General features: G+C 70.0%; 19 protein-coding genes and 2 pseudogenes. 9 read left to right on the top strand and 12 right to left on the bottom strand.

Going from position 1 to position 24,334, the window contains the following annotated elements; all coding sequences use genetic code 11:
• Positions 1-40: 40 nt before the first annotated feature.
• The 3 genes from ASF43_RS12135 to ASF43_RS12125 are packed head-to-tail and all read left to right on the top strand — an operon-like array spanning position 41 to position 2,345.
• Complete coding sequence (locus ASF43_RS12135) at positions 41-1,126, top strand: CDP-6-deoxy-delta-3,4-glucoseen reductase (protein WP_056181036.1); 1,086 nt, start codon at positions 41-43, stop codon at positions 1,124-1,126.
• Entirely contained in the window at positions 1,123-2,091 is a 969-nt protein-coding gene (locus ASF43_RS12130; RefSeq protein WP_082497812.1) for a tripartite tricarboxylate transporter substrate binding protein, read from the top strand. Before ASF43_RS12135 ends, ASF43_RS12130 begins: the two co-directional genes overlap by 4 nt.
• Positions 2,091-2,345, top strand: a complete 255-nt coding sequence (locus ASF43_RS12125; RefSeq protein WP_235578235.1) for a hypothetical protein — start codon at positions 2,091-2,093, stop codon at positions 2,343-2,345. The genes ASF43_RS12130 and ASF43_RS12125 overlap by 1 nt, the downstream gene beginning before the upstream one ends.
• A 34-nt stretch (positions 2,346-2,379) precedes the next feature.
• Here the strand turns inward: ASF43_RS12125 and ASF43_RS31240 are convergent, their stop codons facing one another.
• The 4 genes and pseudogenes from ASF43_RS31240 to ASF43_RS30720 form a co-directional block, all read right to left on the bottom strand.
• Positions 2,380-2,586: a hypothetical protein gene (locus ASF43_RS31240; protein WP_162241801.1), complete on the bottom strand. Its 207-nt coding sequence runs from the start codon at positions 2,584-2,586 to the stop codon at positions 2,380-2,382.
• 151 nt (positions 2,587-2,737) lie between these two features.
• Positions 2,738-3,064, bottom strand: coding sequence for a cytochrome b/b6 domain-containing protein (locus ASF43_RS32260; protein ID WP_200932513.1), 327 nt, complete (start codon positions 3,062-3,064; stop codon positions 2,738-2,740).
• Between the two features lie 16 nt (positions 3,065-3,080).
• Positions 3,081-3,395: pseudogene (locus tag ASF43_RS31700) on the bottom strand (formate dehydrogenase N subunit beta transmembrane domain-containing protein); the annotation flags it as partial.
• Positions 3,392-4,688, bottom strand: a pseudogene (locus ASF43_RS30720) (molybdopterin-dependent oxidoreductase); the annotation flags it as partial. The pseudogenes ASF43_RS31700 and ASF43_RS30720, both read right to left, overlap by 4 nt.
• Before the next feature lie 35 nt (positions 4,689-4,723).
• Here ASF43_RS30720 and ASF43_RS12100 point away from each other — a divergent pair.
• Complete coding sequence (locus tag ASF43_RS12100) at positions 4,724-6,403, top strand: SulP family inorganic anion transporter (RefSeq protein ID WP_056181027.1); 1,680 nt, start codon at positions 4,724-4,726, stop codon at positions 6,401-6,403.
• 3 nt (positions 6,404-6,406) lie between these two features.
• Here the strand turns inward: ASF43_RS12100 and bamE are convergent, their stop codons facing one another.
• Positions 6,407-6,943 (bottom strand): outer membrane protein assembly factor BamE, encoded by a 537-nt coding sequence (bamE, locus tag ASF43_RS12095; protein ID WP_369803262.1) that lies wholly within the window; start codon positions 6,941-6,943, stop codon positions 6,407-6,409.
• A 17-nt stretch (positions 6,944-6,960) separates the two neighbouring features.
• Between bamE and ASF43_RS12090 the strand changes: the two genes are divergently transcribed.
• Together ASF43_RS12090 and ASF43_RS12085 are read left to right on the top strand one after the other, a co-directional pair.
• Positions 6,961-7,167: a DUF3460 family protein gene (locus ASF43_RS12090; protein WP_056181024.1), complete on the top strand. Its 207-nt coding sequence runs from the start codon at positions 6,961-6,963 to the stop codon at positions 7,165-7,167.
• A gap of 58 nt (positions 7,168-7,225) precedes the next feature.
• Positions 7,226-8,023 (top strand): ScpA family protein, encoded by a 798-nt coding sequence (locus tag ASF43_RS12085; protein WP_082497903.1) that lies wholly within the window; start codon positions 7,226-7,228, stop codon positions 8,021-8,023.
• Positions 8,024-8,029: 6 nt separating this feature from the next.
• Here ASF43_RS12085 and ASF43_RS12080 read toward each other — a convergent pair whose 3' ends face one another.
• From ASF43_RS12080 to ASF43_RS12065, 4 genes are all read right to left on the bottom strand, one after another.
• Positions 8,030-9,019, bottom strand: a complete 990-nt coding sequence (locus ASF43_RS12080; protein WP_056181018.1) for an NAD(P)H-dependent glycerol-3-phosphate dehydrogenase — start codon at positions 9,017-9,019, stop codon at positions 8,030-8,032.
• Positions 9,020-9,046: 27 nt separating this feature from the next.
• A complete protein-coding gene (gene secB, locus ASF43_RS12075; RefSeq protein ID WP_056181015.1) occupies positions 9,047-9,514 on the bottom strand; it encodes a protein-export chaperone SecB in 468 nt (155 codons plus the stop codon).
• Between the two features lie 93 nt (positions 9,515-9,607).
• Complete coding sequence (gene grxC, locus ASF43_RS12070) at positions 9,608-9,868, bottom strand: glutaredoxin 3 (protein ID WP_056181012.1); 261 nt, start codon at positions 9,866-9,868, stop codon at positions 9,608-9,610.
• Entirely contained in the window at positions 9,868-10,278 is a 411-nt protein-coding gene (locus ASF43_RS12065; protein WP_056181008.1) for a rhodanese-like domain-containing protein, read from the bottom strand. Before ASF43_RS12065 ends, grxC begins: the two co-directional genes overlap by 1 nt.
• A 158-nt stretch (positions 10,279-10,436) precedes the next feature.
• Between ASF43_RS12065 and gpmA the strand changes: the two genes are divergently transcribed.
• The 3 genes from gpmA (at position 10,437) to ASF43_RS12050 (ending at position 13,548) form a co-directional block, all read left to right on the top strand.
• Positions 10,437-11,186, top strand: coding sequence for a 2,3-diphosphoglycerate-dependent phosphoglycerate mutase (gene gpmA / locus ASF43_RS12060; RefSeq protein ID WP_056183318.1), 750 nt, complete (start codon positions 10,437-10,439; stop codon positions 11,184-11,186).
• A 103-nt stretch (positions 11,187-11,289) separates the two neighbouring features.
• A complete protein-coding gene (locus tag ASF43_RS12055) occupies positions 11,290-12,729 on the top strand; it encodes a S41 family peptidase (protein WP_056181005.1) in 1,440 nt (479 codons plus the stop codon).
• Positions 12,730-12,798: 69 nt separating this feature from the next.
• Positions 12,799-13,548, top strand: a complete 750-nt coding sequence (locus ASF43_RS12050; protein ID WP_056181002.1) for a molybdopterin-synthase adenylyltransferase MoeB — start codon at positions 12,799-12,801, stop codon at positions 13,546-13,548.
• A gap of 342 nt (positions 13,549-13,890) precedes the next feature.
• Here ASF43_RS12050 and ASF43_RS12045 read toward each other — a convergent pair whose 3' ends face one another.
• The 3 genes from ASF43_RS12045 to ASF43_RS32105 are packed head-to-tail and all read right to left on the bottom strand — an operon-like array spanning position 13,891 to position 24,039.
• Positions 13,891-18,021, bottom strand: coding sequence for a response regulator (locus ASF43_RS12045; RefSeq protein WP_056181000.1), 4,131 nt, complete (start codon positions 18,019-18,021; stop codon positions 13,891-13,893).
• Between the two features lie 2 nt (positions 18,022-18,023).
• A complete protein-coding gene (locus tag ASF43_RS12040; protein WP_056180997.1) occupies positions 18,024-22,448 on the bottom strand; it encodes a response regulator in 4,425 nt (1,474 codons plus the stop codon).
• A 28-nt stretch (positions 22,449-22,476) separates the two neighbouring features.
• Complete coding sequence (locus tag ASF43_RS32105) at positions 22,477-24,039, bottom strand: methyl-accepting chemotaxis protein (protein ID WP_369803277.1); 1,563 nt, start codon at positions 24,037-24,039, stop codon at positions 22,477-22,479.
• Positions 24,040-24,334 lie beyond the last annotated feature (295 nt).

Here is a 24,334-nt window from a genome sequence, read left to right as displayed (position 1 = left end):
CGGTCCACAAGCGGCAAGAAGCCCTCGAGGATACCCAAAGATGAACAGCACAACGGCCGCCGCGCCGGAGTTCCAGATCACCGTGCAGCCCAGCGGCCGCGCCTTCCAGGCTGCCGCCGGCGAGGCCATCCTGGCGGCCGGCATCCGCCAGGGCATTGGCCTGCCCTATGGCTGCAAGGATGGCGCCTGCGGCTCGTGCAAATGCAAGATGCTCGAAGGCCGCGTGGCGCATGGCCCGCACCAGAGCAAGGCGCTGTCGGCCGAGGAAGAAGCCGCCGGCCTCATCCTCACCTGCTGCGGCGTGCCGCTGTCCGACGTGGTGCTCGAATCGCGCCAGGTGACGGACGAGAGCGCGTACCCGATCAAGCGCATGCCCTCGCGCGTGATCAGCCTGGAGAAGAAATCGCAGGACGTGATGCTGGTTCGCCTGCAGCTGCCGGCCAACGACGCCATGCGCTACCACGCGGGCCAGTACATCGAGTTCATCCTGCGCGACGGCGCGCGCCGCAGCTACTCCATGGCCAACGCGCCGCACCTGGCGGGCGGCCAGCCCGCGGCCACGCCGCCGGTGGGCCCCAGCGTGGAGCTGCACATCCGCCACATGCCGGGCGGCAAGTTCACGGACCACGTGTTCAGCGCCATGAAGGAGAAGGAGATCCTGCGCATCGAAGGCCCCTACGGCAGCTTCTTCCTGCGCGAGGACTCCACCAAGCCCATGGTGCTGCTGGCCTCGGGCACGGGCTTCGCGCCCATCAAGGCCGTGATCGAGCAGATGCAATTCAAGAACATCGCTCGCCCGGCCACGGTCTACTGGGGCGGCCGCCGTCCCAGCGACCTGTACATGGACGACTGGATGCGCGCGCAACTGGCCGCCATGCCCAATCTGCGCTACGTACCCGTGGTCTCCAACGCCGTGCCCGAGGACAACTGGACGGGCCGCACCGGCTTCGTGCACCAGGCCGTGCTGGACGACATCGCCGACCTGTCGGGCTACCAGGTCTATGCCTGCGGCGCGCCCATCGTGGTGGACTCGGCGCGTGCCGCCTACACCGCCCAGGCCGGCCTGCCGCTGGACGAATTCTTCGCCGACGCGTTCACGACCGAAGCCGACAAGGCACAGCCATGACCGACACCCTGCGCCGCGCCACCGTGCTGGCCACGCTCGCGCTGGCCGCCCTGCCCGCTCTTGCGCAGCAAAAGCCGATCCGCCTGATCGTGCCCTACGCAGCAGGCGGCCCCATCGACGTGACGGCCCGCGTGCTGGCCGAGCGCGTGAAGGACCAGCTCGGCACGGTGATCATCGACAACAAGCCGGGCGCGGGCGGCAACATCGGCGCCGACATGGTGGCCAAGGCCGCGCCCGACGGGCTGACGATCGGCATCGCGGCGACCGCCACGCACGCCGTGAACCCCTGGCTGTACCGCAAGATGCCCTACGACGCGGCCCGAGACTTCGCGCCCGTCACGCAGATGCTGCGCGTACCCAACGTGCTGGTCATGAACGCCGACACGGCGCAGCGTCTGCAGATCAACAGCCTGGCCGACCTCATCGCCTACGCCAAGGCCAACCCTGGCAAGCTGAACTACGCCTCGGGCGGCAACGGCAGCGCGGGGCATCTGGCGGGCGAGATGTTCAAGGCCCAGGCCGGCATCTTCGCGCTGCACATCCCCTACAACGGCGGCAACCCCGCGCAGTTGGCGCTGCTGTCGGGCCAGGTCGACTTCAACTTCGACAACCTGGCAACGGCCGCACCCAACATCCGCTCGGGCAAGCTCAAGGCGATCGCCGTGACGACGCTCGCCCGCTCGCCCGCGCTGCCCGACGTGCCGCCCGTGGCCGACACGCTCAAGGGCTTCGCGATCGACACCTGGTGGGGCCTGGTCGCGCCGGCCAGCACGCCGCCCGACGTGCTCGCGCGGCTGAACCAGGCCTTCGTGGCGGCGCTGCAGTCGCCCGAGACGCGTCAGCGCTTCGGCAGCCTGATGGCCGAGCCCGTGGCCAACACGCCCGCCGAGTTCGGCGCGTTCATGAAGGCCGAATTGGCCAAGTACGAGAAGGTCGTGAAGGCTTCGGGCGCGCAGGTGGACTGATGGCCCTGCGCCCCTCGTCGCCGCACCGGCCAGGCACGGCATCGGCCCGCGCCGCACGCTTGTGCGTCACGCTCTTCGCGGCTGGCGCGCTCACCGGCTGCGCGGTGGTGACCTTGGCGTCCACGGTCGTCAGCGTGGGGGTCGGTGCCGTCGGCCTGGCTGCAGACGCGGCCGTGGGCACGGTGCGCATCGCGGGCAAGGCCGTGGGCGCCGCTGCCGACGCCGTGCTGCCAGACAGCACCCCGGCACCCTGACACATTGCCGGCTCGGGCGCCGACGGATGCGGCTTCAAGTTGCTGGGGTCGTGGGCCGGTGGCGCGGCCGAGGCTGCAGCCGTCGGCGCCGGCACGCTGGTGTGGCTGGCCCGGGCGTGTCGTTGCGCTGGCCGCAGCCGATCAGCGCTGCGGTCGTCAGCAAGGTGCCGGACAGCAGCACGCGCGGAAAGCTGGTGCGGTCGGGTGCTTCGATCTCGCTGGGCTGGAGGATGCGTTGCAAGTGGATGGCCGATCGGGAAGGAAAAATGCTCAGGCCGAAGGCGCGCGGCCGTCGCGTGCCAGTGTGCGCTCGCGCTCGACCACCTCGTGGTGCCAGGCCGAGTGGTGCTTGTGCGCCCAGGCGTAGCTCACCGTTCCCTGCGTCATGGCCTTCATCGAGACCTTGATCCAGTGGCGGCGTAGACGTGCACGATGATCGAGCACACGAGCACGAAGCCGAAGAAGGCATGCAACAGCGAAGCCAGATGCAGCATGCCGATGGGGAACAGGTGGCTGAAGTAGGCGCGCCACATCACCAGGCCGGTCAGCAGCTGGCCGGCCATGCTCAAGAGCAGCACCCAGAACAGCAGCTTCTGCCCGGCGTTGTAACGGCCCACGGGCGGCAGGCGCTCTTCGCGGTTGTGCAGCACGTCGCCCATCCGGCGCATCCATCGCCCAACGGTGATGTCCAAGAAGTTGTGGTGCCAGAACCGGATCACCAGCCCCAGGAAGGCCAGAATAGTGGAAGAAGCCGGCCAGCGCCGTGAGCGCGATGCCGGCCAGCGCGATGGGCTTGTCCAGACCCTTCCACACCGCCACCATGGGGCTGATCTTCGGCGCGTCGGGCAGGCCGGCGTACAGCGAAGGCTTGTGCGCATGGTGCAGCACGTACATCACGTGCGTGCCGCCCACGCCGGCCGGGTCGTACAGGCCGGCATGTTCGAAGCCGCGCTCCTTCAGGTCTTCGATGCGCTCGGCCGCATGGTCCTTCATGGCCTGCTTGGTGCCGAACACAATGGCGCCCGTCGGGCAGGTTTTCACGCAGGCAGGTAGCCGGGCAGGCTGGCCGAGAGCAGGCCCAGGTCGGTGAGGCCCTGGATGTTGGAGTGGCCGCGCAGCGCGTTCATGCCGCCGCCAGCCACGCTGATGATGCCCAGCAGCAGTTGCACCATGGCACCGATGCGCAGCATCTGCGCGCCGGTGGAATGCTGCGTCCAGCCCAGCGCGTACAGGATGGTGGCGGCCCGGCACGGGCGTGCTGGCGAGCCTCTCGCACACATGCAGGAACTTGGCCTTGGGCGTGCCGCAGATGCGCTCCACGACCTCGGGCGTGTAGCGGCTGTAGTGCGCCTTCATGAGCTGGTAGACGCAGCGCGGGTGTGCCAGCGTGGCATCGGTCACCACGAAGCCATCGGCGCCCAGCTCATGGTCCCAACTGGTCTTCTCGTAGGTGCGCTTGTCGGCGTCGTAGCCGGAGTAGAAGCCGTCCTCGAACTTGAAGCCGTCGCGCAACACGAAGCTGATGTCCGTCTCATTGCGCACGTAGTCGTGGTGGATCTTGTCGTTGCTGAGCAGGTAGTGCATGACCCCACCCAGGAAACCGATGTCGCTGCCGGAGCGGATCGGCGCATAGAAATCCGCGACCGAGGCCGCGCGGTCGAAGCGTGGGTCCACCACCATGAAATGCGCCTTGTCGTGCGCCTTGGCTTCGGTGACCCATTTGAAGCCGCAGGGGTGGGCCTCCGGCATTGCCGCCCATGATCAAAATCACATCCGCATTCTTGATGTCGAGCCAATGGTTGGTTATCGCTCCACGGCCAAACGTCGGGGCAAGACCTGCCACCGTCGGGCCGTGTCAAACACGTGCCTGGTTGTCGAATGCGAGCAGGCCCCAGCTATGGGCCACTTTGTGGGTGATGTCACCGGCTCCGCTGCTGCAGGCCGAGGCTGCCAGCATGCCGGTGCTGGTCCAGCGGTTGACCAGCTTGCCGTCGGCCGTGCGCTCGACGAAGTTGGCGTCGCGGTCGTCCTTCATCAGGGGGCGATGCGGTCCAGCGCGTCGTCCCAGGAGATGTCGGTCCACGCGCTGGCGCCGGGCGTGCGCAGCTGGGGCCTGCGCAGCCGGTTCGGGCTGTTGATGAAGTCCAGCAGGCTCGCGCCCTTGGGGCACAGCGTGCCGCGGTTCACCGGGTAATCCGGATCGCCCTCGACGTGGATGACCGAGGGCTTGGCGTTCTTGGAGCCATCGCCCAGCGAATACATCAGGATGCCGCAGCCGCCCGAGCAATAGGTACAGGTCTGGCGCGTGACCGTTGTCACGGCGAGCTTGTACTGGCGCACCTTCTAGGAGGCCAGCAGGCAGGGTCCACAATTCACCCATGCAGCCACCGATCCAGCTTGCGCGCTTCCACCCCCGTTCCATCGATGCGCTGAAGGGCTACACGCGCGAGCGGCTGGTCAAGGACGCGGGCGCCGGCGTCACGGTGGGCATCGTCGCGCTGCCGCTGGCCATGGCGTTCGCGATTGCCTCGGGGCTCAAGCCGGAGGCCGGCATCTGGACGGCCATCATCGCGGGCTTCCTGATCTCGCTGCTAGGCGGCTCCAACGTGCAGATCGGCGGGCCGGCGGGTGCCTTCATCGTGATCGTCTACGGCATCGTGGAGCGCTACGGGCTGGCCAACCTGCTGATCTCCACGGCCTGCGCCGGCGTGCTGCTGTTCCTGATGGGGCTGTTCCGGCTGGGCCGGCTGGTGCGCTACGTGCCGGTCAGCATCGTCGTGGGCTTTACGAACGGCATCGCGGTGCTGATTGCCTTGTCGCAGATCAAGGACCTGCTGGGCCTGTCGATTGCCCGGATGCCGGCCGACTTCTTCGCGCAGATCCACGCCATCGGCACGCATGCAGGCAGCCTGAACCTGTACGCGTTGGGCCTGGGCGCGACATGCCTGCTGGGCCTTTTCGTCTGGCCACTGCTGTTCCGCGAGCGTTCGCGGCTGCACCACGCCGTGCACACCGTGCTGCACAGCGTGGCCAGCACCAAGGTGGAGCAGCGCGCGCTGACCATGGCCTCGCGCATGCCCGGCCCCATCATCGCGCTGGTGTCGCTGACCGTTTTGGCCTGGGCGCTGCGGCTGCCGGTGGAGACCATCGGCTCGCGCTTCGGCAGCATTCCGCAGGGCGCACCGGCCTTTGCGCTACCGGCGTTCTCGTGGGAGACGGTCAAGCTGCTGCTGGCGCCAACGCTGACGATTGCGTTGCTGGGCGCCATCGAGTCGCTGCTGTGCGCGCGCGTGGCCGACCAGATGTCCGGCCTGCCGCGGCACGATCCGAACCAGGAGCTGATGGCCCAGGGCGTGGCCAACATGGTCGCGCCCTTCTTCGGCGGCATGCCGGCCACGGGCACGATTGCGCGCACGGTCACCAACGTGCGCTCGGGCGGCACCTCGCCCGTGGCCGGCATCGTGCACGCTCTGACCCTGCTGGCCGTGGTCCTGGTGGCCGCGCCGCTGGCGCTGTACGTGCCGCTGGCGGTGCTGGCCGGCATCCTGCTGTACGTGGCCTGGAACATGGGCGAGTGGCGCGAGTTCACCCACCTGCGGCGCTACAGCCACCACTACCAGCTGCTCATGCTGGGCACCTTCTTCCTCACCGTGGTGTTCGACCTGACGGTGGCCGTGCAGGTGGGCCTGCTGCTGGCCTGCGGCCTGTTCATCCGTCGCATGAGCGGGCTGTTCCGCGTCGAGCAGGTGTCGCACGAGGGCGATGTCGTGACCTACCGGCTGTTCGGCGCTCTCTTCTTCGGTGCCGTCGCGCAGATCGATCGCACCGTGCAGGAGGTGGAGTCCGGCCCGCGCGGCATCACCGTGGTGCTGGATGCACTGCAGCTCGTGTCGCTGGACACCTCGGGCCTGGACGCGCTGCGCCAGTTGCACAAGGCCGTGCTGCTCCGCGGCGGCACGCTGCGCGTGGAAGCGCTGCAGCCGCAGCCGCGCGAGGTGTTCGAGCGCTCGGGGTTTGCCCAAGAGGTGGCTCAGCAGCGCCCTTCGGCCGAGATCTGAGGCTTAATGCACCCTGTTCTCGGGCGCCTGCGGATCGAGCACCGAGCCTGTGCGCAGCACGCGGTAGTCGTTGTTGAACACCACGCTGAACACCATGGAGGTGTTGGGCGCATCCAGGTAGCGCCAGTCGTAGACCACCTCGCGCTTGAGGTCGTAGGGCGTGATCTTCATCGGCTTGCCCAGCAGCTTGCGCACGTCTTCCATCATCATGCCGGGCTGCACCTTGGCGAAGTTCTCCGGCGTGAGCACCTGGCGCAGCGCGCTCATCTTGCCGTCGGGGCCGATGGTGATCATGTAGTTGCGGTGGCCGGCAGGCTGGCGGCTGTACTCGAAGGTGCGGGCGCCGGCGGGGGCGTCCCAGATTTTCTCGGGATCGCCGAACTGCTTGCGCACGTCGGCCTCGGTGGCCACGCCCTCCTCCAGCGCGTCGATGCGCTGCGGGTCGCAGGCGGCCAAGACCAGGGCCGCTACCAGGGCGCTGGCCAGCGCCGTCATCTTTCCAAAACCAGGCACCATGCCACCCCCGTAAAATTCGCGCATTCAAGAGGTTCCAGTCTATGTCCATCTTCCGCCGCCCCGACTACCAGTCCGACGCCACCCAGTTCATCGACCAGCTCAAGTCGCAGCATCCGGACATGGAAGCGCGCCAGCGCGCTGGCCGCGCCCTGCTGTGGGACAAGGCGGTCGACCGCAGCGCCTGGTCGCAGTACCGCAGCGCGCAAGTCCCCCAGAAGCCCTACGTCTACCAGACCGACAACAGCTGAGCCTGGGCCTGGCCGGGTGAGTTCCGAACTGCTGCAGGCCGAGGGCCGGGGTGCGTCCATGCCCGACGTGGTCGACCAGGTGGCCCTGGCACGCCTGTACGGCGAACCGCTGTTCGCCATGCCGCAGGACCTGTACATCCCGCCGGACGCGCTGGAAGTCTTCCTCGAAGCGTTCGAAGGCCCGCTGGACCTGCTGCTCTACCTGATCCGCAAGCAGAACTTCAACATCCTCGACATTCCCATGGCTGGCGTCACGCGCCAGTACCTGGTCTATGTGGAGGAGATCCGCACCCGCAACCTGGAGCTGGCGGCCGAATACCTGCTCATGGCGGCGATGCTGATCGAGATCAAGTCGCGCATGCTGCTGCCGCCCAAGAAGGTGGCCGAGGGCGAGGAACCCGAAGACCCACGCGCCGAACTGGTGCGGCGCCTGCTGGAATACGAGCAGATGAAACTGGCCGGCGCGCGGCTCAATGCGCTGCCGCAGTTCGGCCGCGATTTCCTCAAGGCCCAGGTCACCATCGAGCAGTCGCTGCAGCCCCGCTTTCCCGAGGTGCACCTGGCGGACCTGCAGGAGGCGTGGCGCGACATCATGAAGCGGGCCAAGCTCGTGCAGCACCACAAGATCACGCGCGAGGAGCTCTCGGTGCGCGAATACATGAGCCAGGTGCTCAAAACCCTGCAAGGCCGCAAGTTCGTGGAGTTCGAGGAGCTGTTCAACCCGGCCAAGGGTGGGGCGGTGCTGGTGGTGACCTTCATCGCACTGCTGGAGCTGGCCAAGGAAACGCTGGTCGAGATCGTGCAGGCCGAGGCTTTCGCACCGATCTACGTGCGCCTGGCCTACACGCCAGCCTAGGCGGCCCTAGATCCCGTCGGCCGCTGGCTCGCGGCCCATCAGCGCGGCGACGGCCTGGTCGGGCCGCATCTGCCCGTCCAGCAGGGCCAGCACACCCTCGGCGATCGGCATGGCCACGCCGAGTGCGCGCGCGCGCTGCACCACGGTGCGTGCGCTGTACACGCCCTCGGCCACATGGCCCAGCGAGGCCACGGCCTGCGCCAGGCTCTGGCCCTGGGCCAGCAGCAGGCCGACCTTGCGGTTGCGGCTCAGGTCGCCCGTCGCCGTCAGCACCAGGTCGCCCAGTCCCGACAAGCCCATGAAGGTCTCGGCACGCGCGCCCAGCGCCACGCCGAGCCGCGTCATCTCGGCCAGGCCGCGCGTGACCAGCGCGGCCCGCGCATTCAGGCCCAGCGCCAGGCCGTCGCACAGGCCGGTGGCGATGGCCAGCACGTTCTTGACGGCACCGCCGACCTCCACGCCCACAACGTCATCGCTGCTGTAGACACGCAAGGCCGGCCCGTGGAAAGCGCGCACGAGCAGGTCGCGCACGGCCGCGTCGGCGCTGGCTGCAACCAATGCCGTGGGTTGTCCGGCGGCGACTTCCTGGGCGAAGCTGGGGCCGCTCAGCACGCCGAAGCCGGCGTGGCCCGCGGCGGCCACAGCGTGGTGGATTTCATGGCCCAGCAGGCCGGCGTCGGCCTCGAACCCCTTGCAGAGCCAGGCCAGCGGCACGCCGGTGGGCACCAGCGTGCCCAGCATCGCGCGCAGCGCGGCCATGGGCGTGGCGATGACCAGCAGATCCTGGCCCTGGCACAGGGCGGGCAATGCACCGTCCTGCAGCGCCAGCGACGGCGGCAGCACCGTGCCCGGCAGGTAGCGCGCATTCACGCGCTCGGTGCGCAGCTGCGCCACCTGGGCTGCGTCACGCGCCCACAGCGTGACCTGGTGGTGGCGGCTGGCATTGACCGCCAGCGCCGTGCCCCAGGCGCCGGCGCCCAGGACGGCGATCTTCATCGCGGGGGACTGGGCCGCGGCCAAGACTTACTGGATGGCGGCCGGCGCAGCGCCGTTGGAGGCGGCGGCCTGCTGTGCCTGCTGCTGCTCGTACATGGCCTGGAAATTGATCTCGGCCAGGTGCACCTGCGGGAAACCGGCGCGCTGGATCAGGTCGGCCACGTTGCCGCGCAGGTAGGGGTAGACGATCTGCGGGCAGGCGATGCCCATGATGGGGCCCATCTGCTCCTGCGGCAGGTTGCGGATCTCGAAGATGCCAGCCTGCTTGGCTTCGACCAGGAACATGGTCTTGTCGCCCACGCGGGTATGAACGGTGGCCGTCACGGTCACTTCGAAGATGCCATCGGCGACGTTGGTGCCATCCACGCCCAGCTGGATGTCCACCGATGGCTGTTCCTGCTGCAGCAGGATGGTCGGGGAATTGGGCTGCTCCAGCGAAACCTCCTTCAGGTAGACGCGCTGGATCTGGAACACGGGGTCTTGGGTCTCGGCCATGGAATGCTTTCGGGTGTCAAAACAAAGCCCGCCGGGATCGTCCACGGCGGGCGGGGAAGTCAGCCGGCGATTATCGCCTTGGCGGGTGACCCGTCAGGCCGCCTGCAGCAGGGGCACGAGGCCGCCGCGCCCGTCCAGCGCGATCAGGTCGTCGCAGCCGCCGACATGCGTGTCGCCGATGTAGATCTGCGGGACGGTGCGCCGGCCGGTCATCTCCATCATCTGCTGGCGCTGCGCTGGGTCGGTGTCGATGCGGATCTCTTCGATCTGCGCCACGCCCTTGCTCTTGAGGATCTGCTTGGCGCGGATGCAATAGGGGCACACGGCCGTGGTGTACATGCGAACGTTCTGCATCATGCTTTCTCCAGTGGCAGGCCGGCGTCGCGCCAGCCCTTCATGCCACCGCCGATGGCCTGGGCCTTCTCATAGCCCAGCTTCCTGGCGACGGCGACGGCCTTGTTAGCGCGCGCGCCGGTCGGGCAGACCAGCAGCAGCGGCAGGCCCTTGTTCTTCACCACTGCGGGCAGGCGCTCTTCGAGTTGGGCCACGGGCACGTTCTTGGCACCGACGATGTGGCCACCAGCGAATTCCTCGGCCTCGCGCACGTCCACCACCACAGCCTTTTCGCGGTTGATCAGTTGCACCGCGCCGTTGGCCGTCAGGGCCGAGGCACCCGCCGCGCCGGACACCATGGGCCACAGCAGCATGCCGCCGGAGACCAGTGCCACGGCAAACAGCATCCAGTTGTCGATCACGAAATTCATCTAAGCCTTTGGGTTGTTGGCGCCGGCCGGCTGGCCCGGCGCGCGCGGATTTTAAAATGCCGCCCGGTGCGGCCGTTCGCGCGGTCCGCCAAGCCCCTATCCGCCACCTGTCCACGGCCCTGCGCATGCGCAGCCAGCCGCCTCACCCGACCACCACCATGCACAAACTTGTCCTGATCCGCCACGGCGAATCGACCTGGAACCTCGAAAACCGCTTCACCGGCTGGACCGACGTGGACCTGACCGACACCGGCATCGCGCAGGCCAAGAATGCCGGCCAGCTGCTGCGCACCGAAGGCTACGAGTTCGACGTGGCCTACACCAGCGTGCTCAAGCGCGCCACGCGCACGTTGTGGCATGTGCTGGACGAGATGGACCGCACCTGGCTGCCCGTGGTGCACAGCTGGCGCCTGAACGAGCGCCACTACGGTGCGCTGCAAGGTTTGAACAAGGCCGAGACGGCCAAGCAGTACGGCGACGACCAGGTCCTGGTCTGGCGCCGCAGCTACGACACGCCGCCGCCGGCACTGCTAGCGAGCGACGAACGCAGCGAGCGCGGCGACATCCGCTACGCCAAGCTGCCGGCCGAGCAGGTGCCGCTGACCGAATGCCTGAAGGACACGGTCGCGCGCGTGATGCCGTTCTGGAACGAATCCATCGCCCCGGCCATCAAGTCCGGCCGCCGCGTGGTCGTGGCCGCGCACGGCAATTCCATCCGCGCCCTGGTCAAGTACCTGGACGGCATCTCCGACAGCGACATCGTGGGCCTGAACATTCCCAACGGAATTCCGCTGGTTTACGAGCTAGATGACGACCTCAAGCCCATCCGCCACTACTATCTGGGCGACGCCGAGGCGGCAGCGCGCGCTGCGGCGGCCGTGGCGGCACAAGGCCAGAAAGCCGGCTAAGCCCGCAACTGCTGGTCTTTTATTTGCTTCATCGGACGGAACCGGCGCGCGCCGCCGGGTTCCAATGCGCATCTATCTGGAAAACGGTCAAGGGATTGTTGAAATGGGTCAAAAACTGAAGATCGCAGGCTGGGTCGCTGCCGGTGCCCTGGCCGGCGCCATGACCACGGTGTCCTTGCAGACCGTGGCCCGTGGAGCCATGGCGCCCTTGCCGCTCGAAGAGTTGCAGCAGCTCGCCGCCGTGTTCGGCATGGTCAAGAGCGACTACGTCGAGCCCGTGGACGAGAAAAAGCTCATCAGCGACGCCATCTCCGGCATGGTCGCCAGCCTGGACCCGCATTCCCAGTACTTCGACAAGAAGTCCTTCAAGGAATTCCGCGAAGGCACGACCGGCCGCTTCGTCGGCGTGGGCATCGAGATCACGCAGGAAGACGGCCTGGTCAAGGTCGTCTCGCCGATCGAAGGCTCGCCCGCCTTCCGCGCCGGCTTGAAGCCCAACGACCTGATCACCAAGATCGACGACACGGCCGTCAAGGGCCTGTCGCTGAACGACGCCGTCAAGCGCATGCGCGGCGAGCCCAACACCAAGGTCGACCTCACGATCTTCCGCAAGGACGAGGGCCGCACCTTCCCCGTGACCATCACGCGCGAGGAAATCCGCACCCAATCGGTGCGTGGCAAGGTGGTCGAGCCTGGTTATGCCTGGATCCGCCTGAGCCAGTTCCAGGACCGCACGGTCGACGACTTCGCGCGCAAGGTCGACGAGATCTACAAGCAGGAGCCCAACCTCAAGGGCCTGGTGCTGGACCTGCGCAACGACCCGGGCGGCCTGCTCGACGCGGCCGTCGCCGTCTCTGCCGCGTTCCTGCCCGAGAACGTGACCGTCGTCTCCACCAACGGCCAGCTGGCCGACAGCAAGTTCACCTACAAGGCCGCGCCCGAGTACTACCTGCGCCGCGGCGGCAGCGACCCGCTCAAGCGCCTGCCCGCAGCCCTGAAGAGCGTGCCCATCGTGGTGCTGGTCAACGAAGGCTCGGCGTCCGCCAGCGAGATCGTGGCCGGCGCGCTGCAGGACCACAAGCGCGCCACCATCATGGGCAGCCAGACCTTCGGAAAGGGCTCGGTGCAGACCGTGCGCCCGCTGGGCCCCGACACGGGCCTGAAGCTGACCACGGCCCGCTACTACACGCCGAGCGGCAACTCCATCCAGGCCAAGGGCATCGTGCCCGACGTGATGGTGGACGAGACGGCCGAAGGCAGCCCGTTTGCCGCGTTGCGCGTGCGCGAGGCCGACCTGGAAAAGCACCTGCAGAGCGGCCAGGGCGAGGAAAAGAAGGACCCTGCCCGCGAGGCCGCGCGGGAGGAGGCCCGCAAGCGCCTGGAAGAGGAGGCCAAGAAGCCCAACGCCGACCGCCGGCCGCCGGAATTCGGCTCCGACAAGGACTTCCAGCTTGCCCAGGCCATCAGCCGGCTCAAGGGCGGCCCGGTGCTGATCAGCAAGACCCAGGTCGAGCGCCCGCCCGAGGAAAAGAAGGAAAACTAAGCCGCCAAGGCTACCCCAGACCAAGCCCCGCACCGCGGGGCTTTTTCTTGGGCGCTCCACAATCGCCCCATGACCGACGACCAGCTCCTGCGCTATTCGCGCCACATCCTGCTCGACGAGATCGGCATCGAAGGCCAGGAGCGCCTGCTGGCGGCCCACGCGCTCATCGTCGGCGCCGGCGGCCTGGGCTCGCCCGTGGCGCTGTACCTGGCCGGTGCCGGCGTCGGGCGCATCACGCTGGTGGACGACGACCGCGTGGACGTGACCAACCTGCAGCGCCAGATCGCGCACAACATGGAACGGGTCGGCCAGCCCAAGACGGAATCGGCGCAAGCCGCCATCGCGGCCATCAATCCCGAGGTCGTGGTCCGCACCGTGACGCAGCGCGCCGACGCGGCCCTGCTGGCCGATCTGGTGGCCGGCGCCGATCTGGTGCTGGACTGCTGCGACAACTTCGCCACACGCCAGGCCGTGAACGCGGCCTGCGTGCAGCACGGCAAGCCGCTGGTCTCGGGCGCGGCCATCCGTCTGGACGGCCAGATCGCGGTGTTCGACACGCGCGACGCCGCCTCGCCCTGCTACGCCTGCCTGTTCCCGCCCGACAGCCAGTTCGAGGAAACCCGCTGCGCCACCTTTGGCGTGCTGGCGCCGCTGGTGGGCATCGTCGGCAGCTTGCAGGCGGCCGAGGCGATCAAGCTGCTGGCCGGCATGGGCTCGGCGCTGGTGGGCAGGCTGCTGATGCTCGATGCGCGCGGGATGGAGTGGACGCCACTGCGCGTGGCCAGGCAGCCGCATTGCCCCGTCTGCGGCGCTCGCTGAGAGAGCGCCGCAGACGGCATGGCGTGCGGTCGCCGTCCGACAGCCGGGCGCGGCCCATGGCCTATGCTGAAGTCAGGGGCTGCAATGCTTGCCGCCCTGCCCACCCACCAGGAAGGAGAACGCCATGGAAGTCATCCTCGCCATCAGCGCCATCGTCCTCGTCTGCCTGTTTTGCCGGCCGGTCCCGTGACGCCGTAAAAAGGGCTGCCCATAGGCAGCCCAAACGATGCATCCGCTTCCCAGAAAGCACCTTGTCGGGATGCATCGAAGTTCGATCTTGAGCCCGCGCCAGCCTCGCCGGTGTAGGAATCGCCCCTCTCGCCAGGCAAGCCGACTTCGGCATCAGATTGCGTCCAGCCGGGCGCGCACCAGCGCGGCTGCGGCCTCGAATTCATAGTTGTCGACGGCTTCGCGCAGGCTGGCGTAGTCGCCACCCAGGCCGTGTCGCAACGCCGCCGCCTCGCTGCTCACCAGGGCCTGCACATCGGCATCGCTGTCGCGCAGCAGGGCGTCCACACGCAGCAGCAGCGCGCGTTCTTCCGCCGGGTCCAGCGCCTGCCCATCACCGACGGGCGCCGCGTCGCCCAGCCCGGGCAGGGCGTCCAGGTGGGCAAGCAGGGCCTGCAGCAGCGCGGCTGTGGCGTCCAGCAGCGCCTCGACCTGCGCCTTGCCCGCCCCTTCGCGCAGCGCCTCCTCCAGTGCGCCAGCGCTGCGCTGCAGCGGCTCGGCGCCGATGTTGCCGGCGACGCCCTTGAGCGTGTGGGCCAGCCGCTCGGCCGTTGCCCGGTCGCCCGTGGCCAGGGCCTGGCGCACGGCGGCCGGCGTGTCGCGCTGCCCACTGCGGAACTTGCCGAGCAGCCCCAGGTACAGCGCCTGCTTGCCCATCACGCGGCGCAGGCCTGCGGCCGTGTCCAGTCCCGGCACCGGCTGCGCCAGCAACGGGCCGGCGCCGTCGGCCGGCACGGGCGCCGCGTCTGCCATCGGCCCGCCCAGGCCGGGGCGCGGCCGGATCCAGGTAGCCAGCGCGCGCCACAGCGCGTCGGGCTCGATCGGCTTGGCCACGAAGTCCTGCATGCCGGCCTCCTGGCAGCGCTGGCGGTCCGCCTGCATGGCGTTCGCCGTCATGGCCAGGATGGGCAGCGCGGCATGGCGGCCGTCGCGCCGGATCGCGCGCGTGGCGCCCAGGCCGTCCATGACCGGCATCTGCATGTCCATGAGCACCACGTCGTAAGGCATGGCGCCGACCGTGGCCCGCACGCGCTCCACGGCCTCGCGCCCGTCGGCAGCCAGGTCGACCACGAAGCCCGCGTCGCGCAGCAGCTCGCAGGCCACCTGCTGGTTCAGCTCGTTGTCCTCCACCACCAGGATGCGCGCGCCGCGCAGCGGGTCCAGCGCATGCAGGGCCTGCGTGCGCCGCGCCGGGTCGGCGCTCACGGGAACGGCTGCCGCGGGCTGCGCCTGGCCCAGCACGCGCATCAGCGTGTCGACCAGCACCGAGGCGCTGACCGGCTTGAGCATCACGTGGTCGATGCCGGCCGCCTGCGCGCCGCGGATCACCTCCTCGCGCCCGTAGGCCGTCACGATCACCATCTGCGGCACCGCGGCCAGCCCCAGCGCGCGGATGCCGGCCGCGGTCTGCAGGCCGTCCAGGCCCGGCATCTGCCAGTCCAGCATCACGATGTCGTAGGGTGCGCCGGCCGACGCGGCATCGCGCACCAGCGCCACGGCCTCGGCGCCGCTGTGCACCATGCCCACCTCGAAAGCCTGCGCGACCAGCAGCTCGCCCAGCACCTGGGCCGCATGCAGGTTGTCGTCCACGACCAGCACGCGCCGCCCGAGCAGGTCGATCTGCGGCAGCACCGGCCGGCCGCGCCGCTCGCCCAGGCCCAGCCTGGCCGTGAACCAGAAGGTCGAGCCCTGGCCCGGCTGGCTGTGCACGCCGACCTCGCCGCCCATGAGCGCGGCCAGCCGCTTGCTGATGGCCAGGCCCAAGCCGGTGCCGCCGTACTGGCGCGTGGTGGAGGTATCGGCCTGCTCGAAGCTCGTGAACAGGCGCTGCATCTGCTCGGGCGACACGCCGATGCCGGTGTCCCGAACCTCGAAGCGCAGCACCACTTCGTGGCCGCTGGCCCCTGCCCCCGGCGGGGCCGCGTCGAAGGCAGCCACGCGCACCACGATGCCGATCTCGCCGGCCTCGGTGAACTTGATCGCGTTGTTCACGTAGTTGATGAGAATCTGCCCCAGCCGCAACGGGTCGCCGCGCAGGTTCTGCGGCACGTCGGGCGCCACGTCGCAGACCAGCTCCAGCCGCTTGGCCGTGGCGCGGTCGGCCACCACGCCGGCCACGGTCTCGAGCACGCGATCCAGTTCAAACGGGATGCTCTCCACCGTCAGCTTGCCGGCCTCGACCTTGGAGAAATCCAAGATGTCGTTGAGGATGCCCATCAGGTGCTGGCCCGACTGCTGGATCTTGGCCAGGTAGTCGCGCTGCTGCGCGGTCAGCGTGGTGCGCAGCGCCAGGTGCGACATACCGATGATCGCGTTCATGGGCGTGCGGATCTCGTGGCTCATGTTGGCCAGGAAGTCGCTCTTGGCCTGGCTCGCCGCGCCGGCCGCGTCGCGCGCGACCACCAGCGCCGTCACATCCATGTTCACACCGATCACGCGCAGCGCCGTGCCGTCGGGCGCGCGCGCCACGCGGCCGATGCTCTGCAGATGGCGCACCGCGCCGTCCGGCTCCAGCCGGCGGAACTCCAGGTGGTAGCCACCTTGCTGCGGGTCGGCCAGCACGGCGGCTGCCGCGTCGGCGGTGGCGGCCTGGTCCTCGGGATGCAGGAGCGAGATCCAGTGCGCCAGCGTGCCGTCGAAGCCACCCTCGGGCAGCCCGTACAGGCGCTCGAACTCGTGCGTCCAGTAGCCGGTGCCGGTGGCCAGGTCCAGGTCGTACAGGCCGATGCCGCCGGCATCCTGCGCCACCTGCAGGCGCTCGGTCGCGTCGCGCACGTCACGCTGCGCGTCCTTCAGCGCCGTGATGTCCACGATCGCGCCGACGAGGCCGGCACTGGTGCCATCGCCCATGCGGATCGCGCTGACCGAGAACAGCGTGGTCCGCAGCCGGCCATCGGCATACATGAACTGCGCCTCGCGGCTGAGCCGGCCGTCGTTGTCCAGCAGCGCCATCTGCTCGGCATGCAGGTCGGCGCGCAGGGCTGCGGGCACGTAGTCCAGGTCGAGCACGGTCTTGCCGATCAGTTCCTGCGAGGTCACGCCGAAAGCCTCCTCGTAGGCCTTGTTGCAGCCCGAGAAGGCACCGCGCGCGTCCTTGTAGAAGATCGGGTTCGGAATGCGGTCGATGAGCGCCTGCATGAAGGCCGACTGGTACTGCGCCGCCCGGTCGCGCGTGCGCCTGCGCAGCCGGCGCCGCGCCTGCACGCGCGTCGCCACGGCCATGACCGCCAGGCCGAACACCGCCAGCAGCGCAGCCACCAGCGCATGCAGGCGCCGCATGCCGGGCAGCCGCTCCAGCGACGTCAGCGTCACCAGCCGGTAGTGCGGCTCGGCCAGCGCCTGCACACGCACCAAATGGGCTGCGCCGTCGATCTGCCAATGGTCGGCATGCACGGGCCAGGCCGGCCGGCTGGCCTGCAGCGGCGCCGATGCGCCCTGCCCGCTCGGCAGCGCGCCGGCATCGGACGGCCCCGTGGCGGGCAGCAGCGCCGTGATCTGCCGATCGACCCAGGCCGCGTGCGAGGCGGTGACCACGCGGCCTTGCCGGTCCACGACCAGCGAGACCTGCTGCGTGTCCAGGAACGCCGCCACGTCCGCCGCATCGAACTTGACGGCCACCACGCCGGGCATGGCGCCCTCGGCCTGGGCGATCCGGCTGGCCACCACGAAGCCCGGCGTGCCGTTGGAGCGCCCGGTCACGAACTGGCGGCCCAGGCCGTCGCGCATGGCGTCCTGGAAGTAGGCGCGGTCGCCGTAGTCGACGCCGATCATGCTGTTGTCATGGCCCCAGTTGCTCGCCGCCACGGCCAGCCCCGTGCGGTCCAGCACGTAGATGCGCGCGTAGTGCAGATCGCCGGCCACGCGGTCCAGGTAGAAGCTGAGCTCGCGCACCTGCGCGTCGCGCAGCAGCGCCAGCGCACGCGCCGTGGCGTCCTCGCCCGCTTTGCGCGCCGCGGCCGCGCTGCTGCCGCCGGCCACCTGGTGCACGTCGGCCTGGCGCGAGACCATGCCGGCCACGCCGGCCATCTCGGTGAACAGGCGGTCGAGCACGCGGGCCGTGGCGGCGGCATCGTGCATGGCGCTGGCGGCCGCCACCTCCACATGGGTGCGCACGATGCGCTGCGAGGCCCAGTACACGAAGGCGGCCACCAGGGCCAGCCAAGTCAGGGCCAGCAGCCAGGCCGCGCGGCGCCCACGCTGCGCCCCATCGGCCGATGGCGCCGGCAGCGCACCAGAGCGGGCCATGCTCACGGGCTTCCGGGCGCCCCGGCCGTTGCCACGCCCTGCGCGCCGGTCTGCCAGCGCGCGAGCCCGGGCGCCCCGTGCAGCAGGGCCAGAGCCTCGTCCAGGTCGTACTGGCGCACATGGCGCCACAGTGCCTGCATCTCGGCTGCCGTGAGCTGCTCGCGCAGCCAGGGCTCCATGCGCTCGAGTTGCTCGCGGGCCTCGCTCTCCATGTTCTCGAGCATCTCGCACAGGCGCTGCAGCCCGGCGCGGGCCTGCGCGTCGGACGGGCCGGCCGCCGCCAGTGCCGGCGCCGCCTGCGCGGCACCACCCAGGAAGCGGCGCAGGCCCTGCAGCACGGGCGCGAGCGCGGCGGCCAGGGCGGCGGTGTCGGTGCCGGCCCGCGCGCGCAGCGCCTGCTCCAGCTGCCCAGCCTCGGCCGCGACCCGGTCGGCACCGATGTTGGCCGACACGCCCTTGAGCGTGTGGGCCAGCAGCTCGGCCTGGGCCCAGTCGCCCTGCGCCAGCGCGGCGTCGATGGCCTCGGCTGCCTGGCCCTGCGTGTCCAGGTAGTGCTGCAGCAGCTGCGCGTACAGGGGCTGGCGGCCCAGCACGCGGCGCAGGGCGCCCGCGGCGTCCAGGCCCGGCACGTGCTGCACCAGCTGCTGCTGCCAGGCGCTCGGTGCCGCAGCCGGAGCAGGCGGCAGCGCCGCGGCGGGCAGCGTGGCCGGTTGCGGCGTGCGCGGCGCCCACTGCGCCAGCGTGCGGTACAGCTGCGCCGGGTCGATGGGTTTGGCGATGTGGTCGTTCATGCCTTCGTCCAGGCAGCGCTGGCGTTCCTCGACCATGGCGTGCGCTGTCATGGCGACGATGGGCAGCGCATCGAAGCGGCCCTGGGCGCGGATCAACGCGTTCGCGCCGTGGCCGTCCATGACCGGCATCTGCAGGTCCATCAGCACCACGTCGAAGGCGCGCGGCCCAGCCGCCAGCAGCCGCTGCACGCAGGCGCGGCCATCGCCCACCACCTCGACCGCGACGCCGGCCGCGCGCAGGAGCTCCACCGCGATCTGCTGGTTGATCGCGTTGTCCTCGGCCAGCAGCACGCGCAGCCCGTCCAGCCGCGGCACGGCCTCGGGCGCGTGGGCCGCGGCGGGCAGCGGCCCGGCGTCCTCGCCCAGCAGCGGCGCCAGCACGGCCGCCAGCGCCGCACCGGTCACGGGCTTGAGCAGCACGGCGCTGGCCCCGGCGGCAGCGGCCGCACGGCGCAGCGCGTCGTCGCCCTGCGCGGCCACCAGCACCACCTTGGGCGCGGCCGCGCCACCGGCCCTGATCTGGCGCGTGAGCGCCAGCCCGTCCAGGCCCGGCATGTGCAGGTCGGTGAACACCAGGCCAAGGGGTGCGCCGCGCAGCACGGCCAGCGCCGCCTGCGCGTCGGCGGCCCGCTCCACCTGCATCCCCCTGCGCGCCAGCGCGCCGGCCAGGATGGCGCCGGCCGCGGCATGGTCGTCCACCACCAGCGCGCGCAGGCCCTGCCCGGCCACGGGCAGCGCGGGCGGCGGGCCACCGCCCGGCGCACAGGGCCAGGTGAATGAAAACTGCGCGCCCTGCTCCAGCGTGCTCTGCACGTCGATGTGCCCGCCTGCGGCGTCGATCAGCCGCTTGCAGATCGACAGGCCCAGCCCGGTGCCGCCGAAGCGGCGCGTGGTCGACTCGTCGGCCTGGCTGAACGGCACGAACAGGCGCGCCACCTGCTCGGGCTTCATGCCGATGCCGGTGTCGCGCACGCTGAAGTCCAGCACCAGCGCGCCGCCGGCCAGCACCCGGTGCCGGCAGCGCAGCACGATCTCGCCCCTGGCCGTGAACTTCACGGCATTGGTCACCAGGTTGGTCAGCACCTGGCCCAGGCGCAGCGCATCGCCACGCAGCTGGCGCGGCACCGCCTCGCCGATGTCGAACAGCAGCTCCAGCTGCTTGTCGCCGGCCTTCTCGCCGGTCAGCGTGGCCAGCTGGGCCATCAGCGCGTCCAGGTCGAAGTCGGCCTGCTCGATCACCAGCTTGCCGGCCTCGATCTTGGAGAAGTCCAGGATGTCGTTGACGATGCCCAGCAGCGCGCGCGCTGCCTCGTGCACCTTCTGCACGTAGTCGCGCTGCCGCTCCGTCAGCCGGGTCTGCAGCGCCAGGTGGGCAAGGCCGATGATGGCGTTCATGGGCGTGCGGATCTCGTGGCTCATGTTGGCCAGAAAGCCCGACTTGGCGGCCGTGGCGGCCTCGGCCGCGTCCTTGGCCATCTGCAGCATCTCGGTCGTGCGCCGGCGCTCGGTGACGTCCACGGCCCAGCCGAAGGTCGCGCCGCGCACCTGCCCGAAGGTGCCGCGGCTCAGCGAGAGCTGTGCCCAGAACGGCGTGCCGTCGCCGCGCAGCATCTGGGCGTCGGCGGCCCGCACATGGCCTTCGCGCGCCAGCCGCTCCAGCAGCGCGCGACGCTGCGCGACGTCGACATAGCGCATGACCATGCCCTGCGTGGTCAGCGCCTGCGCGTCCATGCCGAACATCTGCAACGCATGCTGGTTGTGGAACAGCACCTGGCCCGATGCGTCGGTCACGATGACGGTGCCGGGCGCCGACTCCAGCAGGTCGCGCAGCTGGTGCTCGCGCTCGGCCAGTGCGGCGCGCGCCTCGGCCTGCTCGGTGATGTCCAGGACCACGCCCACCATGCCGTCCGGCTGGCCGTCCACGTCCGTCATGCCCTGGCCCCAGAACAGCGTCTGGTGCAGCTGCCCGTCGGCCCAGTGGTTCGTGAACTGACCATGGAACAGGTCGCCCTGCGTGATGGTCTGCATGTCCTGCCGGTGCATGGCCTCGCGCGTGGCCGCGTCCAGCGACGTCAGTTCCAGCACCGTGCGGCCGACCAGGTCCTCGCGCCGCATGCCGTAAGCCTGCTCGAAGGCCCGGTTCACCCGCGTGTAGCGGCCCTGCACGTCCTTGAGGAACAGCGGGTTGGGCAGCGTGTCGATCAGCCGCTGCTGGAACGCGAGCTCGCGCGCCACGGCGTCCTGTGCACGGCGCCGCGCCGAGATGTCGCGCAGCGAAGCCACGAGGTGGCGCTCGCCGCCCTCGTCGAAGCTGGCCACGGCCAGCCCCACGGGCACGGGCGGCCCGGCCATCGGCTGCAGCCGCGTCTCTACCAGCTGGTCGGGTGCAGCGTGGCAGTCGGCCAGCAGCTGCTCGGGCGTGGCGTCGAGCGCCAACAGCTGCGGAAGCCGCATGCCGACCAGGCCCTGTGCGGGCGCGCCGGCCAGCCGCTCCAGCGCCGAGTTGGCATACAGGATGGCGCCGTCCACGTCCAGCACGGCCACGCCCTGCGGCATGGCCTCCAGCATGCCGCGCAGGCGTGCCACATCGGCGCGGCGCTGCAGGGCCCTGCGCAGGCGGCGCGACTGGCGGCGCAGCGCATAGGTGCCGAACGCCATGGCCAGCGCGAAGGTGGCCAGCCCCAGCGCGGCGCTGGCCAGCCAGGCATCGGCCAGCGTGCGCTCGCGCAGCAGCAACAGCCGCCAGCCCTTACCGGTGCCCGGCCAGTTCAGCGGCTCCTCAGCCAGCGTGAACTGCGTGCCCATGCCCTGCGCGCCATCGCCGGTCCATTGCAGCGGCAGCTGCTGCGGCGTGCCCTGCGTGAAGAGGTCGCCGAACTGCTCGGAGCGCACCAGCGCGTCCTGCGCGCCCGGGCCCATGGGCTCGGCCAGCTGCAGCAGCCACGGCCGGCGGTTGCCACCGAACACCACACCGTCGGGCGAGACCAGCAGCGCCGCGTGCGGGTAGCGCGCCAGCATCGTGTCCAGCCGCTCCAGGCCGATCTTCACGACCACCACGCCGACGACGGCGGCCTGCGGATCGGGCCGCGCGCGCACGGGCGCGGCCAGGTAGATGCCGCGCTCGCCGCTGTTCTTGCCCACGGCCGGATACAGGTTGGCCTCGCCGGCGATCGCGCGCTGGAAATACGGCCGCACCGACAGGTCGCGCCCCAGCCCGCGCACGCCGGGGTCGCGTGACACGTAGGCCTGCGTGCGGCCCTTGGCGTCCAGCACCAGCACGTTGTCGGCCTGGTACTCGCCGATCACGGCTTGAAAGGCCGCGTTCAGCGCCGCGTCGTCGGGTGCGCGCTCGCCAGCCAGCAGCTTCTTGATCTCCTGGTCCACCAGCCCCATCAGGATGGCGCTGCCCATGACCTTGCCGTCGGTGCTGAGGTTCTCCACCTGCTCGGCCAGCACCTGCGCGTCGCGTTGCAGCCCGGCCTGCAGGCCCTGCAGCACATGGCGGTGGTGCAGCGCGGCCACCACCAGGCCCAGCAGCAGGCAGCCCAGCGCCGCCGCCCAGCGGCCGGCAGCGCGCGGGAGCCGCTGCGCAGGGCGGTCGACGCCCGCGCCCGGCGCCGGGTCGGCGCGACCCACGGAAACGCTGCCGCCTGGCGTCACGATGTCATGCGGGATGCGGCAGCAGCAGACCCGGGCCTGCCGCGCCGGCCGAGTCGTCGAGCTGGAAGACGCTGACCACCCGGGCCTGCTTGTGGGCCTCGGTGCGCAGCGACGCAGCCGCCGCGGCGGCCTGCTCCACCAGCGCCGCGTTCTGCTGCGTGGTGCCGTCCATTTCCATGATGGCGGTGTTGATCTGCTCCAGCCCGGCGATCTGCTCGGCGCTGGCCGCCGTGATGGCGCCCATGATGTCGGTGACACGCCGCACGCTCTGCACGATCTCGCCCATGGTGCTGCCGGCCCGCGCCACCAGCGCGCTGCCGGCCTCCACCTTGTGCACCGAGTCGCCGATCAGCGTCTTGATCTCCTTGGCCGCCTGCGCCGAGCGCTGGGCCAGGCTGCGGACCTCGGACGCCACGACCGCGAAACCCCGGCCCTGCTCGCCCGCGCGCGCCGCCTCCACGGCCGCGTTCAGTGCCAGGATGTTGGTCTGGAACGCGATGCCGTCGATGGTGCCGATGATCTCCACGATCTTCCTGGACGAGCCATTGATCGACTCCATGGTGCTGACCACTTCGGAGACCACCTGGCCGCCGCGCTGCGCCACCTGCGAGGCCGACTGCGCAAGCTGGTTGGCGTGGCGCGCGTTGTCGCCGTTCTGGCGCACCGTGCTGGTCAGCTGCTCCATGGCCGCGGCCGTCTGCTGCAGCGCGCTGGCCTGGCGCTCGGTGCGCGCCGACAGGTCGTCGTTGCCCTGCGCGATCTGGCTGGACGCCGCGGCGATGTTGTCCACCCCCGAGCACACCTCGCCCACGATGCGCTGCAGGCTGCCGTTCATGTCCTTCAGGGCCTGCAGCAACTGGTCCGGCTCGTCGGGGTAGCGCACGTGGATGCGGCTGTTCAGCACGCCCGAGGCCACGACCTGCGCCACGCGCACGGCATCGCGCAGGGGCACCGTGATGCTGCGCGCCACCAGCAGCGCCACGACCACGGCACCGGCCAGCGCCCCGGCCATGAGGGCCAGCAGCAGCAGGCTGTCGCGCTGGATCAGGGCGGCGGCCTCGCGCTCGTCCTGCGCGATGCGCTTCGTGGCCAGCACCACCAGCTGGTCGATGGCCTTGCGGTGCGCCTCGTAGGCCGCGTCGAGCTGGGCCAAGGCCGCGCCCACGGCCTGGGCATCGCCGGCCTGCACGGCGGGCAGCAGCCGCTCTTGCGCCACGCGGTAGAAAGCCTGGGCCGGCGCGTGCGCATCCGTCAAAAGCAGGCGCGCCGTCTGGGCATCGAGATCCTGCTTCTGCCAGAACGCGTTGCGCGCGTCGAAATCGGCCTGGAGCGCGCGCATGCGGCCGGCCAGCGCGCCCTGCTGCGCCCCGTCGGCCGTACGCGCCAGCTGCAGCGCCACCAGGTAGGACTCGATGATGTACTCGGGCGGGGGCAGCACGTCGGCGATCAGGTCCTTGCCCTGCACGATGCGCTCGTAGATCGGCCCGTTCACCTTCAGCGTGTCCAGCGTCTTGAACGCCCATGCGCCCGAGACGATGAAGCCCAGCGCAAAGATGCCGATCAACACAGACAACCGTGCTGACAGCCTGAGGTGTCGGAGTCCGTGCATGCGCGCATCCTATGAACGGTTATGTCGGGAAATCATTGCTTACTTGCGAACGAATGTCCAGGCGGTGGTGCGCGCATCAGAAGGGAAGCCACCCACTTTTTCTCGGCCTGGCCCCCACTAAAAATCATCAAAAATCGCGCGGCCGCCGCTCCACATTGGCACCTTTTCTAGCCGAATATGCGCGTTCGTTGTAAGCTTTTCCCACTGTTGCGAGCTTTGCATGGGTTCCCGCACCGATTCGCCTGAAGTTTTT

Source organism: Pseudorhodoferax sp. Leaf267 (assembly GCF_001422405.1).
In the GTDB taxonomy this organism is placed as follows: Bacteria; Pseudomonadota; Gammaproteobacteria; order Burkholderiales; family Burkholderiaceae_C; genus Pseudorhodoferax.
The sequence above is the reverse complement of the archived record's forward strand: the minus strand, read 5'-3'. Positions and strand labels throughout refer to the sequence as shown.

Coding starts and splice junctions, on each gene's coding strand:
- ASF43_RS12135 (WP_056181036.1), top strand. CDS start 41: ATGAACAGCACAACGGCCGCCGCGCCGGAGTTCCAGATCACCGTGCAG.
- ASF43_RS12130 (WP_082497812.1), top strand. CDS start 1,123: ATGACCGACACCCTGCGCCGCGCCACCGTGCTGGCCACGCTCGCGCTG.
- ASF43_RS12125 (WP_235578235.1), top strand. CDS start 2,091: ATGGCCCTGCGCCCCTCGTCGCCGCACCGGCCAGGCACGGCATCGGCC.
- ASF43_RS12100 (WP_056181027.1), top strand. CDS start 4,724: ATGCAGCCACCGATCCAGCTTGCGCGCTTCCACCCCCGTTCCATCGAT.
- bamE (WP_369803262.1), bottom strand. CDS start 6,943: ATGCGCGAATTTTACGGGGGTGGCATGGTGCCTGGTTTTGGAAAGATG.
- ASF43_RS12090 (WP_056181024.1), top strand. CDS start 6,961: ATGTCCATCTTCCGCCGCCCCGACTACCAGTCCGACGCCACCCAGTTC.
- ASF43_RS12085 (WP_082497903.1), top strand. CDS start 7,226: ATGCCCGACGTGGTCGACCAGGTGGCCCTGGCACGCCTGTACGGCGAA.
- ASF43_RS12080 (WP_056181018.1), bottom strand. CDS start 9,019: ATGAAGATCGCCGTCCTGGGCGCCGGCGCCTGGGGCACGGCGCTGGCG.
- secB (WP_056181015.1), bottom strand. CDS start 9,514: ATGGCCGAGACCCAAGACCCCGTGTTCCAGATCCAGCGCGTCTACCTG.
- grxC (WP_056181012.1), bottom strand. CDS start 9,868: ATGCAGAACGTTCGCATGTACACCACGGCCGTGTGCCCCTATTGCATC.
- ASF43_RS12065 (WP_056181008.1), bottom strand. CDS start 10,278: ATGAATTTCGTGATCGACAACTGGATGCTGTTTGCCGTGGCACTGGTC.
- gpmA (WP_056183318.1), top strand. CDS start 10,437: ATGCACAAACTTGTCCTGATCCGCCACGGCGAATCGACCTGGAACCTC.
- ASF43_RS12055 (WP_056181005.1), top strand. CDS start 11,290: ATGGGTCAAAAACTGAAGATCGCAGGCTGGGTCGCTGCCGGTGCCCTG.
- ASF43_RS12050 (WP_056181002.1), top strand. CDS start 12,799: ATGACCGACGACCAGCTCCTGCGCTATTCGCGCCACATCCTGCTCGAC.
- ASF43_RS12045 (WP_056181000.1), bottom strand. CDS start 18,021: ATGGCCCGCTCTGGTGCGCTGCCGGCGCCATCGGCCGATGGGGCGCAG.